Origin of the sequence: Georgenia wangjunii (genome assembly GCF_036421975.1) — a bacterium.
Lineage (GTDB): Bacteria > Actinomycetota > Actinomycetes > Actinomycetales > Actinomycetaceae > Georgenia_A > Georgenia_A wangjunii.
In genome coordinates this window covers 53,345-67,600 of record NZ_JAZGON010000009.1, presented here as the reverse complement: position 1 = coordinate 67,600, position 14,256 = coordinate 53,345, and the positions used below count along the sequence as shown (strand labels likewise).

General features: G+C 75.4%; 14 protein-coding genes. 6 read left to right on the top strand and 8 right to left on the bottom strand.

Annotation, left to right across the window (positions count from 1 at the left end; all coding sequences use genetic code 11):
* Positions 1 to 77 precede the first annotated feature (77 nt).
* Complete coding sequence (locus tag V2J63_RS12970) at positions 78 to 1,742, top strand: DEAD/DEAH box helicase (RefSeq protein ID WP_331231467.1); 1,665 nt, start codon at positions 78 to 80, stop codon at positions 1,740 to 1,742.
* A gap of 78 nt (positions 1,743 to 1,820) precedes the next feature.
* Here the strand turns inward: V2J63_RS12970 and V2J63_RS12965 are convergent, their stop codons facing one another.
* Both V2J63_RS12965 and V2J63_RS12960 read right to left on the bottom strand, forming a co-directional pair.
* On the bottom strand, positions 1,821 to 2,444 hold the full coding sequence (locus V2J63_RS12965) for a MarC family protein (RefSeq protein WP_331231466.1): 624 nt from the start codon (positions 2,442 to 2,444) through the stop codon (positions 1,821 to 1,823).
* The gene (locus V2J63_RS12960) at positions 2,441 to 3,298 is read right to left on the bottom strand and encodes a PHP domain-containing protein (RefSeq protein WP_331231465.1); all 858 of its coding nucleotides are present in this window, start codon (positions 3,296 to 3,298) and stop codon (positions 2,441 to 2,443) included. The genes V2J63_RS12965 and V2J63_RS12960 overlap by 4 nt, the downstream gene beginning before the upstream one ends.
* Positions 3,299 to 3,367: 69 nt before the next feature.
* Between V2J63_RS12960 and V2J63_RS12955 the strand changes: the two genes are divergently transcribed.
* Complete coding sequence (locus V2J63_RS12955) at positions 3,368 to 5,044, top strand: aminopeptidase P family protein (protein ID WP_331231464.1); 1,677 nt, start codon at positions 3,368 to 3,370, stop codon at positions 5,042 to 5,044.
* Here the strand turns inward: V2J63_RS12955 and V2J63_RS12950 are convergent.
* Together V2J63_RS12950 and V2J63_RS12945 are read right to left on the bottom strand one after the other, a co-directional pair.
* Complete coding sequence (locus V2J63_RS12950) at positions 5,035 to 5,865, bottom strand: sugar phosphate isomerase/epimerase family protein (protein WP_331231463.1); 831 nt, start codon at positions 5,863 to 5,865, stop codon at positions 5,035 to 5,037. The two genes, V2J63_RS12955 and V2J63_RS12950, sit on opposite strands and share 10 nt — an antisense overlap.
* Positions 5,862 to 6,566: a YflT domain-containing protein gene (locus V2J63_RS12945; RefSeq protein ID WP_331231462.1), complete on the bottom strand. Its 705-nt coding sequence runs from the start codon at positions 6,564 to 6,566 to the stop codon at positions 5,862 to 5,864. Before V2J63_RS12945 ends, V2J63_RS12950 begins: the two co-directional genes overlap by 4 nt.
* Positions 6,567 to 6,686: 120 nt before the next feature.
* On the opposite strand from V2J63_RS12945, the gene V2J63_RS12940 reads away from it, so the two are divergent.
* The 3 genes from V2J63_RS12940 to V2J63_RS12930 all read left to right on the top strand — a co-directional run bounded on the left by V2J63_RS12940 (position 6,687) and on the right by V2J63_RS12930 (position 9,684).
* Positions 6,687 to 7,985, top strand: coding sequence for a magnesium transporter MgtE N-terminal domain-containing protein (locus tag V2J63_RS12940; protein WP_331231461.1), 1,299 nt, complete (start codon positions 6,687 to 6,689; stop codon positions 7,983 to 7,985).
* On the top strand, positions 7,978 to 8,496 hold the full coding sequence (locus tag V2J63_RS12935) for a DUF1003 domain-containing protein (RefSeq protein ID WP_331231460.1): 519 nt from the start codon (positions 7,978 to 7,980) through the stop codon (positions 8,494 to 8,496). Before V2J63_RS12940 ends, V2J63_RS12935 begins: the two co-directional genes overlap by 8 nt.
* Before the next feature lie 63 nt (positions 8,497 to 8,559).
* Positions 8,560 to 9,684 (top strand): Mrp/NBP35 family ATP-binding protein, encoded by a 1,125-nt coding sequence (locus tag V2J63_RS12930; protein WP_331231459.1) that lies wholly within the window; start codon positions 8,560 to 8,562, stop codon positions 9,682 to 9,684.
* An 82-nt stretch (positions 9,685 to 9,766) separates the two neighbouring features.
* Here V2J63_RS12930 and V2J63_RS12925 read toward each other — a convergent pair whose 3' ends face one another.
* From V2J63_RS12925 to sigE, 4 genes are read right to left on the bottom strand one after another with little or no spacing between them, the layout of a single operon-like run.
* A complete protein-coding gene (locus V2J63_RS12925) occupies positions 9,767 to 10,261 on the bottom strand; it encodes a twin-arginine translocase TatA/TatE family subunit (RefSeq protein WP_331231458.1) in 495 nt (164 codons plus the stop codon).
* A gap of 47 nt (positions 10,262 to 10,308) precedes the next feature.
* Entirely contained in the window at positions 10,309 to 12,000 is a 1,692-nt protein-coding gene (locus tag V2J63_RS12920; RefSeq protein WP_331231457.1) for a S1C family serine protease, read from the bottom strand.
* A gap of 36 nt (positions 12,001 to 12,036) precedes the next feature.
* A complete protein-coding gene (locus V2J63_RS12915) occupies positions 12,037 to 12,870 on the bottom strand; it encodes a zf-HC2 domain-containing protein (protein ID WP_331231456.1) in 834 nt (277 codons plus the stop codon).
* Complete coding sequence (sigE, locus tag V2J63_RS12910; protein ID WP_331231455.1) at positions 12,867 to 13,472, bottom strand: RNA polymerase sigma factor SigE; 606 nt, start codon at positions 13,470 to 13,472, stop codon at positions 12,867 to 12,869. The genes V2J63_RS12915 and sigE overlap by 4 nt, the downstream gene beginning before the upstream one ends.
* A 130-nt stretch (positions 13,473 to 13,602) precedes the next feature.
* On the opposite strand from sigE, the gene V2J63_RS12905 reads away from it, so the two are divergent.
* Entirely contained in the window at positions 13,603 to 14,235 is a 633-nt protein-coding gene (locus tag V2J63_RS12905) for an O-methyltransferase (RefSeq protein WP_331231540.1), read from the top strand.
* The last annotated feature ends 21 nt before the right edge of the window (positions 14,236 to 14,256 follow it).

Sequence of the window (14,256 nt, the reverse complement as noted above, 5' to 3'; positions counted from 1 at the left end):
GACCCGGCGGTGCGGCCCGGTGGCCCGCGTCCGCGGTGCCGCACGACGGCCCCCGCCACGACCGATTGGCTACCCCTATGTCTGAGACCACATCGGGCGTCCTCGCGCCCGGCTCGGCCGACATCGACGTCTCGACCGCGGCCGACACCGAGGCGCTCTCCGACGCCGGCATCGACACGATCGACGCTGACATCACCGACGCCTCCATCGAGGCCCTCGCCCCCGAGCGGACCTTCACCGACTTCGGCGTCGAGGACGCGATCGCCGAGGCGCTGCGCGACGTCGGCATCACCCACCCCTTCCCCATCCAGGCGCTCACGCTGCCCGTCGCCCTCAGCAGGCAGGACATCATCGGCCAGGCGAAGACGGGCACCGGCAAGACGCTCGGCTTCGGCATCCCGCTCCTGCAGCACACGACGGGACCGGGCGAGGACGGCTGGACGGAGCTCGCCGCGCCGGGCAAGCCCCAGGCCGTCGTCATCGTCCCCACCCGTGAGCTCGCGGTCCAGGTCGCCGGCGACCTCGCCACGGCGGCGCGCCGACGTAGCTCGCGCATCGTCCAGGTCTACGGCGGCCGCGCCTACGAGCCCCAGATCGACGCCCTCACGAAGGGCGCGGAGGTCGTCGTCGGCACGCCCGGCCGGATGATCGACCTGCTCAAGCAGGGCATGCTCGACCTCTCCCACGTGCGCACCGTCGTCCTCGACGAGGCCGACGAGATGCTCGACCTCGGCTTCCTGCCCGACGTCGAGACCCTCATCTCCCGCACGTCCCCGAACCGCCACACGATGCTCTTCTCGGCCACGATGCCGGGTGCCGTCGTCGCGCTCGCGCGCCGCTACATGTCCCGCCCCACGCACATCCGCGCGCAGGACCCGGGCGACGACGGCGCCACCGTCAAGGCGACGCGTCAGGTCGTCTACCGCGCGCACGCCCTCAACAAGGTCGAGATGCTCTCCCGCATCCTCCAGGCCGAGGGCCGTGGCCTCACCATCGTCTTCTGCCGCACGAAGCGCACCGCCGCGCGCGTCGCGGAGGACCTCGCCGAGCGCGGCTTCGCCTCCGCCGCCATCCACGGCGACCTCGGCCAGGGCGCCCGCGAGCAGGCCCTGCGCGCGTTCCGCGCCGGCAAGGTCGACGTCCTCGTCGCCACCGACGTCGCGGCCCGTGGCATCGACGTCGACGACGTCACGCACGTCGTCAACTACCAGTGCCCCGAGGACGAGAAGACCTACCTCCACCGCATCGGTCGCACCGGCCGCGCGGGCAACAAGGGCATCGCCGTCACGTTCGTCGACTGGGACGACGTGCCGCGCTGGTCGCTCATCAACAAGGCGCTCGGCCTCGGCCAGGCGGACCCGGTCGAGACGTACCACACGTCCGAGCACCTCTACGCCGACCTCAGCATCCCCGCGGGGACGACCGGGCGGCTCCCCCGCAGCGCCCGCACGCGGGCCGGTCTCGGTGCCGAGACGCTCGAGGACCTCGGCGAGACCGGCAAGAGCGCCGGTGCGGGCCGCGGGCGGGGGCAGGACGCGGGCCGCGGTGGCCGCGACGCCGGCCGCAGCAGCGCACCGCGCGACGGCGGGCGCGGCGGACGCGACGGCGGGCGCACCGAGCGTCCCGCCGCGGCGGCCACGGCCCCCACGGCGGCGGCTGACGGCGAGGAGCGCCCCAAGCGCAAGCGCAACCGCCGCCGGACGCGCAGCGCCGCGCCCGGCGCGGAGCAGCCGCAGGGCTGACGGCGTACGACGAGGGCCGGTCGCCTCCCACGGGAGGTGACCGGCCCTCGTGCGTCGGGCGCCGGCCGCGCCCCCGGGTCAGCCGTGCGCGTCGATGAAGGCGAACACGGCGTCCGCCATGAGCTGCGTCGCGATCGCCGCGAGGAGCAGGCCCGCGATGCGGGTGACGAGCGTCGTGCCGCCCTCCCCGAGCACCCGGTGGATGACCGACGAGAAGCGCATGGCGAGCCACAGCGCGATGTGGACCCCGACGACGGCGAGCGCGATCGCAACCCACCCCGGGGGCCCGTCGGACTCCTCGACGGCGAGCATCGCCGCGACGATCCCGCCCGGTCCGGCGAGCAGCGGCGTGCCCAGCGGGACGAGCGCGACGTTGACGCGTCCGGCGCCGGCCGCCCTGGGCTCCTCGGCCTTGCCGGTGAGGAGCTCCATGGCCACGAGCAGGAGCAGCAGCCCGCCGGAGAGCTGGAGCGCCGGCACGGAGATGTGCAGGAAGCTGAGGATGTACTGCCCGAAGATCGTGAACATCGAGATGACGCCGAACGCGACGCCCGTCGCCTGGAGGGCCGCCCGCTTGCGCTCCTTCGCCGTCATCGTCGACGTCAGCGCGAGGAACACCGGGACGATGCCGGGCGGGTCCATGATGACGAACAGCGTGAAGAAGGTCGTCGAGAGGAGCGCGAGGTCGACGACGTCGTTCACGGGCGGACCACCGGCATCCGGCCCTCCTCCTCGATGGCGGCAAGGACGTCGGGCGACGTCGAGTGCTCCGCCAGCAGGTTGGGCTTGCCTGCGCCGTGGTAGTCGCTCGAGCCGGTGACGAAGAGCCCGAGGCTGCGGGCGATCTCGGTGAGCCGTCGCCGCGACGCGGCGTCCTGGTCCCGGTGGTCAACCTCGACGCCGGCGAGGCCCGCGGCCGCCATGGACTCGATGACCTCGGCGGCGACGATGCGCCCGCGCACGCTCGCGAACGGGTGCGCCATGACCGGCACCCCGCCGGCGGCGCGCACGCAGCGCACGGCCGCCTGGACGTCCGGGGCGTAGTAGCGCACGTAGTACGGGCTCCGCGCGTGGAGGATCGAGGTGAAGGCGGCGCTCCGGTCGCGCACGTAGCCGCGGGCGACGAGCGCGTCGGCGATGTGCGGGCGCCCCACGGTCGTGCCCGGCTCCATCTGCGCCTCGACGTCGCCCCACGTGAGCTCGTAGTCCTCCGCGAGCCGCGTGACCATGAGCCGCGCCCGGTCGTCGCGCGAGGCGCGCGAGCGGTCGAGCTCCGCCGCGAGGGGTGCGTGCCCGGGGTCGTGGAGGTAGGAGAGGAGGTGGACGCTGATCCCGGCGGACGAGCACGAGATCTCGGTCCCGCGCAGGAGCGCGACGCCGGTCGTCGCGACGGCCTCCTCGGCCTGCGCCCAGCCGGCGGTCGTGTCGTGGTCCGTGAGGCCGAGGACGTCGACGCCGGCCCGCGCCGCGGCGGCCATGAGCTCGCCCGGGGACTGGGTGCCGTCGGAGACGCTCGAGTGCGTGTGGGGGTCGATGACGGGGTGGCGGACGGGCACGAGGCAAGGGTAGGCGGTTGGCCGGGGCGCCCCGTGCGCCCCTCGCCCCGCAGGTGCGACGATGTGGCCATGAGCACGTCGATCCCCTCCAGCGCCCCCGACGACGCGACCGCCGCCGAGCCCGCCGCGGGCTCCGCCGTCGCCTCCCCCGCCGCCGCAGAGCCGGCCGTCCCGACGCAGGCGGGCGCAGCCGACGCCGACCTCCCCGCCTCCGCGCCCGGCGAGCAGCCGCTCGAGGACCGCGGCTCGAACCGTTCGCAGCGTCCCTCCTCGCCCGCCTTCCGCGAGTTCATCGCGAGCAGCTGGGGCGAGGAGGCCTCCGGCCTGCCGGAGCGGAGCGAGGTGGCCGACCACGCGGCCGGGCGCCGGGCGCGCGTCGGGGCACTCTTCCCGGGCGAGCGGCTCGTCGTCCCCGCGGGTGCGCTCGTCGTCCGCTCGAACGACACCGACTACCGCTTCCGGGCGCACTCGGCGTTCGTCCACCTCACCGGCCTCGCCGCCGAGGCCGAGCCCGACGCCGTCCTCGTCCTCCACCCGGTCGCCCCCGACGAGCAGCCCGCAGACGTCACCGGTTCGGAGCCAGAGGCCGCCACCCACGAGGCCGTCCTGTACTTCCGCCCCCGGGCCGGCCGCGACACCGAGGAGTTCTTCGCGGACGCGCGGTACGGCGAGCTGTGGGTGGGGGCGCGCCCGAGCCTGGCGGAGGTCGAGGCCCGCACGGGGCTGCGCTGCGCCCACATCGACGGGCTCGCGGACGCCCTCGCCAAGGACGCCGGCGCGGGTGGGGTGCAGCTGCGGGTCGTCAGCGCCGCGGACGCGGCCGTCGAGGCGCTCGTCGCGGCGGCGCGGAGCGGGCAGGAGGGGACGGCCGACGCCGACGCCGGCCTCGTCGAGGCCCTGTCCGAGCTCCGGCTCGTCAAGGACGACTACGAGGTCGAGCAGATGCGCCACGCCGTCGCCGCGACCGTCGAGGGCTTCGCGGACATGGTGCGCGCGCTGCCCCGCGCCGTCGCCCACCACCGCGGGGAGCGCGTCCTCGAGGGCGCCTTCGGTGCGAAGGCGCGCGAGGAGGGCAACGCCGTCGGCTACGACACGATCGCCGCCGCCGGCAACCACGCCAACACGCTCCACTGGATCGCGAACGACGGCGCCGTGCGCCCCGGTGACCTCGTCCTCATCGACGCGGGCGTCGAGGTCGACTCCCTCTACACGGCCGACGTCACGCGGACGATCCCCGTCGACGGTGTCTTCACCGAGCCCCAGCGCCGGGTCTACACGGCCGTGCTCGACGCCGCGGACGCCGCCTTCGCCGTGGCCGGGCGTCCCGGCGCGCGGTTCAAGGACGTCCACGCGGCGGCCATGGATGTCATCGCCGCCCGCCTCGCCGAGTGGGGCCTCCTGCCGGGCACCGCGGCGGAGTCGCTCGCCCCCGAGGGCCAGTTCCACCGTCGCTGGATGGTGCACGGCACGAGCCACCACCTCGGTCTCGACGTCCACGACTGCGCCCAGGCCAGGCGGGAGATGTACCTCGAGGCCGAGCTCGAGCCCGGGATGGTCTTCACGATCGAGCCGGGCCTGTACTTCCGCGCCGACGACCTCGCCGTGCCGGCCGAGCTGCGCGGGATCGGTGTCCGCATCGAGGACGACGTCCTCGTCACCGCCGACGGCGTGGAGAACCTCTCCGCCGCCCTGCCCCGGCGCCCCGACGACGTCGAGGCGTGGATGGCGTCGCTGCGTCAGGCCTGACCGGCGCCGCCGGCCAGGTGGGCGCGAGCGAAGGCGAGGGACGCGGCGAGCGCCTCGTCGCGGGCGTCCTCGCTCATCTTGCGCGTCGTCACCTCGACGGCGACGGACCCCGTGAACCCGATCCCGGGCAGCAGCTCGAGCAGCTCTCCGCAGGGCTGCGCACCTGCACCCGGGACGAGGTGCTCGTCGCGGTTGGAGCCCGAGGAGTCGGTGAGGTGGACGTGCGCGAGGCGGGGGCCGAGCGCCCGCGCCGCCGCGAGCGCGTCCATGCCGGCGATCCCGGCGTGGGAGAGGTCGAGCGTGACGTGGGCGTAGTCGAGCGGCACGGGGTCCCAGTGCGGCAGGTAGGCGTGGCGGTCGCGGGCCCGCGGGCTCTCCCGGGAGCGCGCCTTCCACGGGAACATGTTCTCGACCGTCAGCTTGACGGCGGTGCGCTCCTGCCGCTCGGCGACCCCGGTGACGAACCCGCGGGCGTAGTCCCGCTGCCAGCGGAACGGCGGGTGCATGACGACGACCTCGGCGCCGAGCGCCTCGGCCAGCGCGGCTGACCGGTCGACCTTCGCCCACGGGTCCGAGCCCCACACCCGCTGGGTGAGCAGGAGCGTCGGTGCGTGGACGGACAGCACCGGCACGCCGTGCTGCTGGACGAGGTCGCGCAGGGTGTCGACGTCCTGGGACGCCGGTTCACGCCACACCATGACCTCGACGCCGTCGTACCCCAGGCGCGCCGCCTGCGCGAAGGCCCAGGCGGTGCTCTGCGGGTAGCACGAGGACGTCGACAGCGCGACGGACGTGCCCGGTCCTTGCCCGTTCGCGCTCACTCGCGGGGACCGGTCCCCGCCGGGTCGTGGGGGTCCTCGACCGGCGCGGCCGGCAGCCGCTGGCCGTAGCGCGGGTTGCCGTCCGCGTCCTCGAGCGGGGTGAAGCGCGACGGCGGGCGGGCCGCGTCCGGGGCCTCCCCGCCGGCCGGGGGCGCCACCGGGGCGCCGACGGCGGGCGGCTGGGCGGCGCGCGCCACGGGTGCCGCTGCGCCGGTGCCACGGACGCCGGTCTCGGCGAGGACCCGCCTCGCCTCACCGGCGTACTCGTCCTCGCACAGGAGCGTGTAGCGCCCGGCGACGACCTGGCTCGAGGACGTGAAGTCACGCTTCCCGCCGGTGAGGGCGTAGGAGACGAGGCCGAAGAGCATGCCGAAGGCGGCTCCGATGAGGAGGGCCGGCAGGAGCATGACGAAGACGTCGCCGTCGGCGAGGAGCCCGAAGAGCAGCCCGACGAAGAGCCCGAACCAGGCGCCGGACATGGCCCCGGCGAGCGCGACGCGCGGGTAGGTGAGGCGGCCGGTGATCCGCTCGACCATGTGCAGGTCCGTGCCGACGATGGTCGTCCGCTCGACGGCGAAGGCCCGGTCGGAGAGCTGGTCGACCGCCTTCTGCGCCTCGAGGTAGGTGTCGAAGGAGGCGACGGCGACGCCCTTGGGCAGGGTGGGGGTCGTCGGCACGGAGATCCGACTCTTGGGAGGCATGCCCCGATTCTCTCCCGCGTCGGGCACCGGCGCCACGTCCGCCCCCCGCGAGGGCGCAGGCGTGCGCCGACGTGCCCACTGCGTCGGCACGGGGCCGGGCCGGGACCTAGGCTGGCGGCCATGACCACCTCCCCGACCCGGAACCCCCCGTCCCGCGTCTTCGTCGGGCGGCTGGCGGGCACCGACGTCTTCGACCCGCTCGGTGACCGCGTCGGCCGGGTGCACGACGTCGTCGTCCTCCTGCGTCCGAAGGGACCCCCGAACGCCGTCGGCCTCGTCGTCGAGGTCCCCGGCAAGCGGCGGGTCTTCCTCGCACTGAGCCGGGTCGTCAGCATCGACACCGGCGCGGTCATCTCGACCGGCCTGCTCAACCTGCGGAGGTTCTCCCAGCGCACCGCCGAGACCCTCGCCGTCGGTGAGCTGCTCGACCGGGAGGTGATCCTCAACGACGGCTCGGGGAGGGCCGTCGTCCAGGACGTCGCGATCGAGCAGCAGCGCAACCGGGACTGGGTCGTGAGCCAGCTGTTCGTGCGCCGCGTCCTCGAGGGCCGCAGCCTGCGCCGGCGGCGGGGCGAGACGCTCCTCGTCGACGTCGGGGACGTCACCGGGCTCATCGACGAGAGCAGCCAGCAGGGCGCGGCGGCGCTCCTCGCCACCCTCGAGGACCTCAAGCCCGCCGACCTGGCCGACTTCCTCCACGACCTCCCCGGGGCCCGCCAGCTCGAGGTCGCCAACGAGCTCGGCGACGAGCGGCTCGCCGACGTCCTCGAGGAGCTCGGCGAGGAGGACCGGGTCGCGATCGTCGCGGGGCTCGACCCCGAGCGCGCGGCGGACGTCCTCGACGTCATGCAGCCCGACGACGCGGCCGACCTCATCAGCGAGCTCCCGACGGCGCGCGCGGCCGAGCTGCTCGAGCTCATGGAGCCCGAGGAGGCCGACGACGTGCGCCGGCTCCTCGCCTACGACGAGCACACGGCGGGCGGGCTCATGACGACCGAGCCGCTCATCCTCCCCCCGGAGGCCACCGTGGCCACCCTCCTCGCGGCGGCGCGCCGTCCCGACGTCACGCCCGCGCTGGCGACGATGGTCTTCGTCGTGCGCCCGCCGCTCGAGACCCCGACCGGCACGCTGCTCGGGGCCGTCCACATCCAGCGGGCGCTGCGCGAGCCGCCGCACCGGCTCATCGGCGCCCTCCTCGACCGGGACATCGAGCCGGTGGACCCGCAGGACGACATCGGCAAGGTGACGCGGCTCCTGGCGACGTACAACCTCACGGCGCTGCCCGTCGTCGACGAGGACCGCCACCTCCTCGGCGCGATCAGCGTCGACGACGTGCTCGACCACCTGCTGCCCGAGGACTGGCGCGACGCCGACGAGGACGCCACCGACGAGGCGATGACGAGGAGTGCCCATGGCTGACCGTCTCGACACCCCGCTCGAGCCCCGGCGCCGGTGGCGCCGCCCCCGGCTGGACTCCGAGGCCGTCGGGAGCGTCTCCGAGGCGATCGCGCGCTTCACCGGCACGCCGCGCTTCCTCCTCTACCTCACCGGGTTCGTCATCGTGTGGCTCAGCTGGAACACGTGGGGACCCGAGGCGCTGCGCTTCGACCGCGCCGAGCTCGGGTTCACCGCGCTCACGCTCATGCTCTCCCTCCAGGCCTCCTACGCCGCCCCGCTCATCCTGCTCGCGCAGAACCGGCAGGACGACCGGGACCGCGTGACGGCGGAGCAGGACCGGCAGCGGGCGGAGCGCAACCTCGCGGACACCGAGTACCTCGCCCGCGAGATGGCGGCGCTGCGCATGGCGCTCGGCGAGGTGGCGACCCGCGACTTCGTCCGCTCCGAGCTCCGGAGCCTCCTCGAGGACCTCCAGGACCCGGACGAGGACGAGCGCGGGAACCGGGCCGGCGAGGGCGACCGGCGCCGCTGACGGCGGCGCCGGTGTGACTCACGGCATGACCGGGGGTCCGCCACCGCGACCTACCATGGACGTATGACCATTACGACGGAGTCGCTCACCGCTGCCCTCGACACGGTCCTCGACCCGGAGATCCGCCGCCCGATCACGGAGCTAGGCATGGTCCGCTCCGTGGACGTCGACGGCGCCGGCGAGGTCACGGTCGGCATCGACCTCACGACGGCGGGCTGCCCGCTCAAGACGACGATCACCAAGGACGTCACCGCCGCCGTGCGAGAGGTACCCGGCGTCACCGAGGTGCGCGTCGACATGGGTGTCATGAGCGACGAGCAGCGCAAGGCCCTGCGCACGCAGCTGCGCGGCGGGGCGGCCGAGCCGGTCATCCCCTTCTCCGAGCCCGGCTCCCTCACGCGCGTCTACGCGGTCACGTCCGGCAAGGGCGGCGTCGGCAAGTCCACCGTCACGGCGAACCTCGCGGCCCTCATGGCCGCCGACGGCCTCAAGGTGGGCGTCGTCGACGCCGACATCTACGGCTTCTCGATCCCGCGCATGCTCGGCGTCGAGCACGCGCCGACGAAGGTCGACGACATGATCCTGCCGCCGGTCGCGCACGACGTGAAGGTCATCTCGATCGGCATGTTCACCCCCGAGGGCCGGCCGGTCGTGTGGCGCGGCCCCATGCTCCACCGGGCGCTCCAGCAGTTCCTCGCCGACGTCTTCTGGGGCGACCTCGACGTCCTGCTCCTCGACCTCCCGCCCGGCACCGGCGACATCGCGATCTCCGTCGCCCAGCTCCTGCCGGGCGCCGAGCTGCTCGTCGTCACGACGCCCCAGACCGCGGCCGCCGAGGTCGCCGAGCGTGCGGGCGCCCTCGCCTCCCAGACCCGCCAGAAGGTCGTCGGCGTCATCGAGAACATGTCCTGGCTCGAGCAGGCGGACGGCTCCCGCCTCGAGATCTTCGGCTCCGGCGGCGGGCAGAAGGTGAGCGAGCGCCTCACCGAGGGCCTCGGCTACGACGTGCCGCTCCTCGGCCAGGTGCCGATCGAGATCGCGCTGCGCGAGGGCGGGGACTCCGGCGTGCCGCTCGTCCTCGGTGACGGCGACTCGCCCGCCGCGACGGCGCTGCGCGAGGTCTCGCGCGGCCTGTCCCGCCGCTCCCGCGGCCTCGCGGGCCGCTCGCTCGGCCTCAGCCCCGTCTGACCCGCCCCGCCCGGGCGCGGTCGGCTCCGGAGCGGATCACCCCCTGGAGTCCGGGGTGCGATCCCCTGCCGGGGGGCGTGCGTCAGGTGGCCTCGTCGTCGAACGGGGTCGGTGCGGGCCCGGTCGCGCCGGTGACGGGCGCGCTTGCGCCGGCCGCCCGGGTCGCGCCCGGCCCGCGCCAGGCCGCGCCCGGCGCTCCCGCGCCGGCAGCCGTGCCCGCCGCTCCCGCTCCCGCGCCGGCCGCGGTCCGTCCGGGCGTGCCCCCGGCCGGCTTCCTGCCGAGCGTGCCGGCCGCGCTGCGCGAGCTCGAGGCCGTGTGCCCGGCGTCGTCCTCCATGAACGCCTCACGCACGATCCGGCGCGGGTCGTACTGGCGCGGGTCGAACGCGGCGAGGTCGAGGTCCGCGAACTCGTCGCCGAGCTCGGTGCGCACGCGCTCCTGGGCGCCGGTGGCCATCTTCTTCAGCTCGCGGGCGAGCCGGGCGAGCTGCTGGGCGTACACCGGCAGCCGTTCGGGGCCGACGACGATGAGGGCGATGATGAGGAGGACGACCGCCTCTGACCCACTGATCGGCACCGCCCCAGCATAGGCGCGCCGCGAGCCGCCCGCGGAGCGGCGACGCCCTACTCGCTCGTCGCCTCCCCGAGGACGACCTCGACCTCCTGCTCGCCGTCCCCGCGGCGCACGGTGAGGACGACGCTCTCCCCCGGCGCCCGCGCCCGGATCGCGACGATGAGCTCCTGCGGCGCCGTGACCGGCTGACCGTCGATGTGGGTGATGACGTCGCCCGGGTCGATGCCGGCCTCGTCGCCGGGCCCGCCGGGCGTCACCGCCGGGGCGTCCGGCGCGTCGGCGGAGATGACCTGGACGCCCACGCCCGAGTAGCGCGTGTCGAGCGCGACCCCGATGACCGGGTAGGTGGCCGTCCCCGTCTCGATGATCTGCTCCGCGGTCCGGCGCACCTGGTTGGAGGGGATCGCGAAGCCGAGGCCGATGCTGCCCGTCGTACGGCCCGCCGCCTGCGCGATGGCCGTGTTGATCCCGATGACCTCTCCGGAGACCCCGACGAGGGGCCCGCCCGAGTTGCCGGGGTTGATGGCGGCGTCGGTCTGGATCGCGTTGATGAAGGAGGTGTCGTCGCTGCCGCCGGCCTCGACGGGGCGGTTGAGCGCCGAGACGATCCCGCTCGTCACCGTGCCCTCGAGCCCGAGCGGGGCCCCGATGGCGACGACGGGGTCACCGACGACGACGGCGTCCGACTCGGCGAGGACGAGGGGGGTGAGGCCCTCACGGTCGACGCGCAGGACGGCGAGGTCGTAGTCGGCGGTGCGCCCGACGATCTCGGCGAGCTCCTCCGTGCCGTCGGAGAACGTGACGAGCACCTGCCCGCCGTCAACGGCGGCCGGGGCGATGACGTGGTTGTTCGTGATGATGTAGCCGTCCTCGCGCAGCACCATCCCGCTTCCCGACGAGCCGGTGCTCCCCGTCCGGGTCTGGATGAAGACCGTGCTCTCCAGGGCGGTCGCGGCGATGCCCGCGACGCTGTCCGGAGCGCGGCCGCTGCTCGCCCCGGAGCCCGCCGAGGGCAGGTTGGAGGTGGCGAACACCTCTCGCCCCCCGACGGCGCCGGCGATGACGCCGACGAGGAGCGCCAGCACGACGAGGAGGACCGTGACGCCCAGGCTCACCCGCCGTCGCCCACCGCGTCCGTCGTCACCGCGTCCGCCGTCCGGCGCGTCGTCCCCGGGCGCACCGGGCTGCCAGCCGCCCGGCCGGCCCCCTGCGCCCGGGGCACCGAGCGCTGGGCCGCCGACGGCGCCACCACCCGGCCGGGACCACGGCAGGGCGCCGCCGACGCCGTCCCGGTCCCGCCCGCCGGCGGGTTGCGGGTCCGTCCACGAGTCACCGGCCCGCCGGTCGCCGGGCCGGGCCTCGCCGGAACCGGCGGGCCACCCCTCGCCCGGCTCCGTCGGCCAGCGCGGCGCGACCGGCTGGGCGGCGGGGCCCGCGGAGGGCGACGGGGCCGGCGTACCGGCACCGGGCGCCGTCACCCCCGGCACGGGGGCACCCGGCCCCACCTGCCGGTGGTACGGCTCGGGCCCCGGCGTCGGTGCGGGCCCGTAGTCGGGGGCCGTCCGCCCGTAGTCGGGGGCCGTCCGCCCGTAGGCGGGAGCGGGGCGTGCGTCGTCGGGCGCGGCGCGCCCCCCGTCGGACGCGCCCGAGGGGGCGGCCGGCGTGGGCGGGGCCTGCCACCACGGCCGTGTCTGCGGGCCCGCACCCGGCCAGCCCTCGGGGTCCTCGCGGCGATCAGTCATGGCCCCATCCTTGCGTGCGTGGCGCCGCGACGGTACTCACGGCGAGACCCATCCCACCGCGGTGTCCCAGCCGCGCTCGAGCCGGGCACCGAGGGAGGTGTCGTAGGGCTCCGCGGGGATGGACCGCAGGATCTGCTCGGCGACCGCCTCGTCCTCGGCCGCGGTGACGACGACGACGGCCGCGGCGCCCTGCATGACGACCGGCCCGGTGCCGGTGGGCAGGACGTGCGCGTGGGCGCCCATCTCGCGCACGCCCGAGGTCTGCTCGACGTCGAGCCGTCCGCGGTGCTCGAGCAGGCGCACGTGCGCCATCGACCCGGCGAGCTCGACCTCGAGGACGTCCCCGCCCTCCACCCCGTGGACCTGGACGTCGACGACGCGCATCCCCGCGGGCAGCGACTCCGGCGCGCTCCACCCGTGCTCGCGCATCCACGCGAGGACCTCCTCGGTGGAGGGCTCGCCGGGGGACTCCGTCAGCCCCTCGGGGCTGGAGCCCGCCTCCCCGGCGACCGAGGTGAGCATGGCGTGGGGGTCGGCACGCGGGTCCTGCACGCTCCCGACGACGACGAGACCGCCGAGGGCCACCGCCGACGCACCCAGCACCCCGGCGGAGGCGAGCACGGCGCGGCGGGGCCAGGCGCGCGGGGTGGGCGGGGGCGGCGCCCCCGGGAGGGCGAGGAGGCGGGCGGTGAGGTCCGCGCTCGGGTGCTCGTCGCACGACTGGGCCAGCGCACGGCGGGCGAGACGCTCGGCGCGGAGCTCGCCGGCGCAGTCCGGGCAGCCTGCGACGTGCGCGAGGGCCTGGTCCGTCTCGGCGGCGGAGAGCTGGCCGTCGGCGAGCGCGCTGAGCCGGCGTCCGAGGTGGCTCATGAGGCCTCACCCCGCCCCGGTCCCGCGAGCGCGCCCGGGACGTGCGAATCGGCGAGCGGCACCGACGGCCGCAGGTGGGCGAGCGACTCGCGGAGCAGGGCGCGTCCGCGATGGATCCGCGAGCGCACGGTGCCCATCTTGATGCCGAGGGTCTGCCCGATCTCCTCGTAGGACAACCCCTCGATGTCGCACAGGACGACCGCGACGCGGTACCGCGGCGGCAGGGCGTCGAGCGCGGCCTGGATGTCCGGGTCCAGGTTGCTGTGCTCGAAGCGCCGGTGGAGGTCGGCCTGCTCGTGCGCGGCCGGGACCGCCTCGGCGTGCTCACCGAGGTGCGTGAGCCGCGCGCGGGAGCGCTTGCGGACCATGTCGAGGAAGAGGTTCGTCGTGATGCGGTGCATCCAGCCCTCGAAGGACCCGGGGCGGTAGCTCGACAGGGACCGGAAGACGCGGATGAAGGTCTCCTGCGTGAGGTCCTCCGCGTCGGCGCGGTTCCCCGTCAACCGGTAGGCGAGGCGGTACACCCGCCCGGAGTTCTCCCGCACGATCTCCTCCCACGACGGCGCGACCCACTCGGGAGTCGGGTGGCGGGGGTCGTCCATGCGGGGCTCCTCGGTCCGTTCTGGACCTCAACCCTACGGACGTCACCTGAGTGCCGCCTGAGAGCGCCGCACGGCGCTACGATCGCCACGAGCACTGCCCATCACCGGCGCACCACCACGGAGGCCCACCATCGCTGCCGACAAGGCCCAGAGCTGGGCGTACACCGAGGAGTTCGTCCCCGAGGACGACATCATGCGTGAGGCCCGGGACCGCGCCGAGGAGCTCGGGTGCGGGGCCGTCACCCCCGGCACCGGCGCCACGCTCCGTGCGCTGAGCGCGGCGGTCGGCGCCCACGCCGTCGCCGAGATCGGCACGGGGACGGGGGTGAGCGGGCTGTGGCTGCTCGGGGGCATGCGCACCGACGGCGTGCTGACGACGATCGACGTCGAGGTGGAGCACCAGCGCGCCGCCCGTGAGGCCTTCACCGCGGCCGGGGTACGCCCCGCCCGCACCCGCCTCATCTCCGGCCGGGCGCTCGACGTCCTGCCGCGGCTGGCCGACGCCGCCTACGACGTCGTCCTCGTCGACGGAGACCCGGCCGAGGCCACCGAGTGCGTCGCGCAGGCGGTGCGGATGCTGCGGCCCGGCGGCCTGCTCGCCGTGCCGGGCGCGCTCTGGCACGACCGGGTCGCGGACCCGGCACGCCGCGACGAGCCGACCGTCGCCATGCGGGAGCTCGGGCGGGCCGTCCGGGAGGACGAGCGCCTCGTCACCGCCCTGCTCCCCGTCGGCGACGGGCTCCTCGTCGCCGTCCGCCGCTAGCCCGGGACGGTCGGGCGAGCG

Bases quoted from the DNA above. Each gene is read 5' to 3' on its own strand.
- V2J63_RS12940 (WP_331231461.1), top strand. From the start codon at position 6,687: ATGACCACCTCCCCGACCCGGAACCCCCCGTCCCGCGTCTTCGTCGGG.
- V2J63_RS12945 (WP_331231462.1), bottom strand. From the start codon at position 6,566: ATGCCTCCCAAGAGTCGGATCTCCGTGCCGACGACCCCCACCCTGCCC.
- V2J63_RS12930 (WP_331231459.1), top strand. From the start codon at position 8,560: ATGACCATTACGACGGAGTCGCTCACCGCTGCCCTCGACACGGTCCTC.
- V2J63_RS12955 (WP_331231464.1), top strand. From the start codon at position 3,368: ATGAGCACGTCGATCCCCTCCAGCGCCCCCGACGACGCGACCGCCGCC.
- sigE (WP_331231455.1), bottom strand. From the start codon at position 13,472: ATGGACGACCCCCGCCACCCGACTCCCGAGTGGGTCGCGCCGTCGTGG.
- V2J63_RS12970 (WP_331231467.1), top strand. From the start codon at position 78: ATGTCTGAGACCACATCGGGCGTCCTCGCGCCCGGCTCGGCCGACATC.
- V2J63_RS12935 (WP_331231460.1), top strand. From the start codon at position 7,978: ATGGCTGACCGTCTCGACACCCCGCTCGAGCCCCGGCGCCGGTGGCGC.
- V2J63_RS12915 (WP_331231456.1), bottom strand. From the start codon at position 12,870: ATGAGCCACCTCGGACGCCGGCTCAGCGCGCTCGCCGACGGCCAGCTC.
- V2J63_RS12920 (WP_331231457.1), bottom strand. From the start codon at position 12,000: ATGACTGATCGCCGCGAGGACCCCGAGGGCTGGCCGGGTGCGGGCCCG.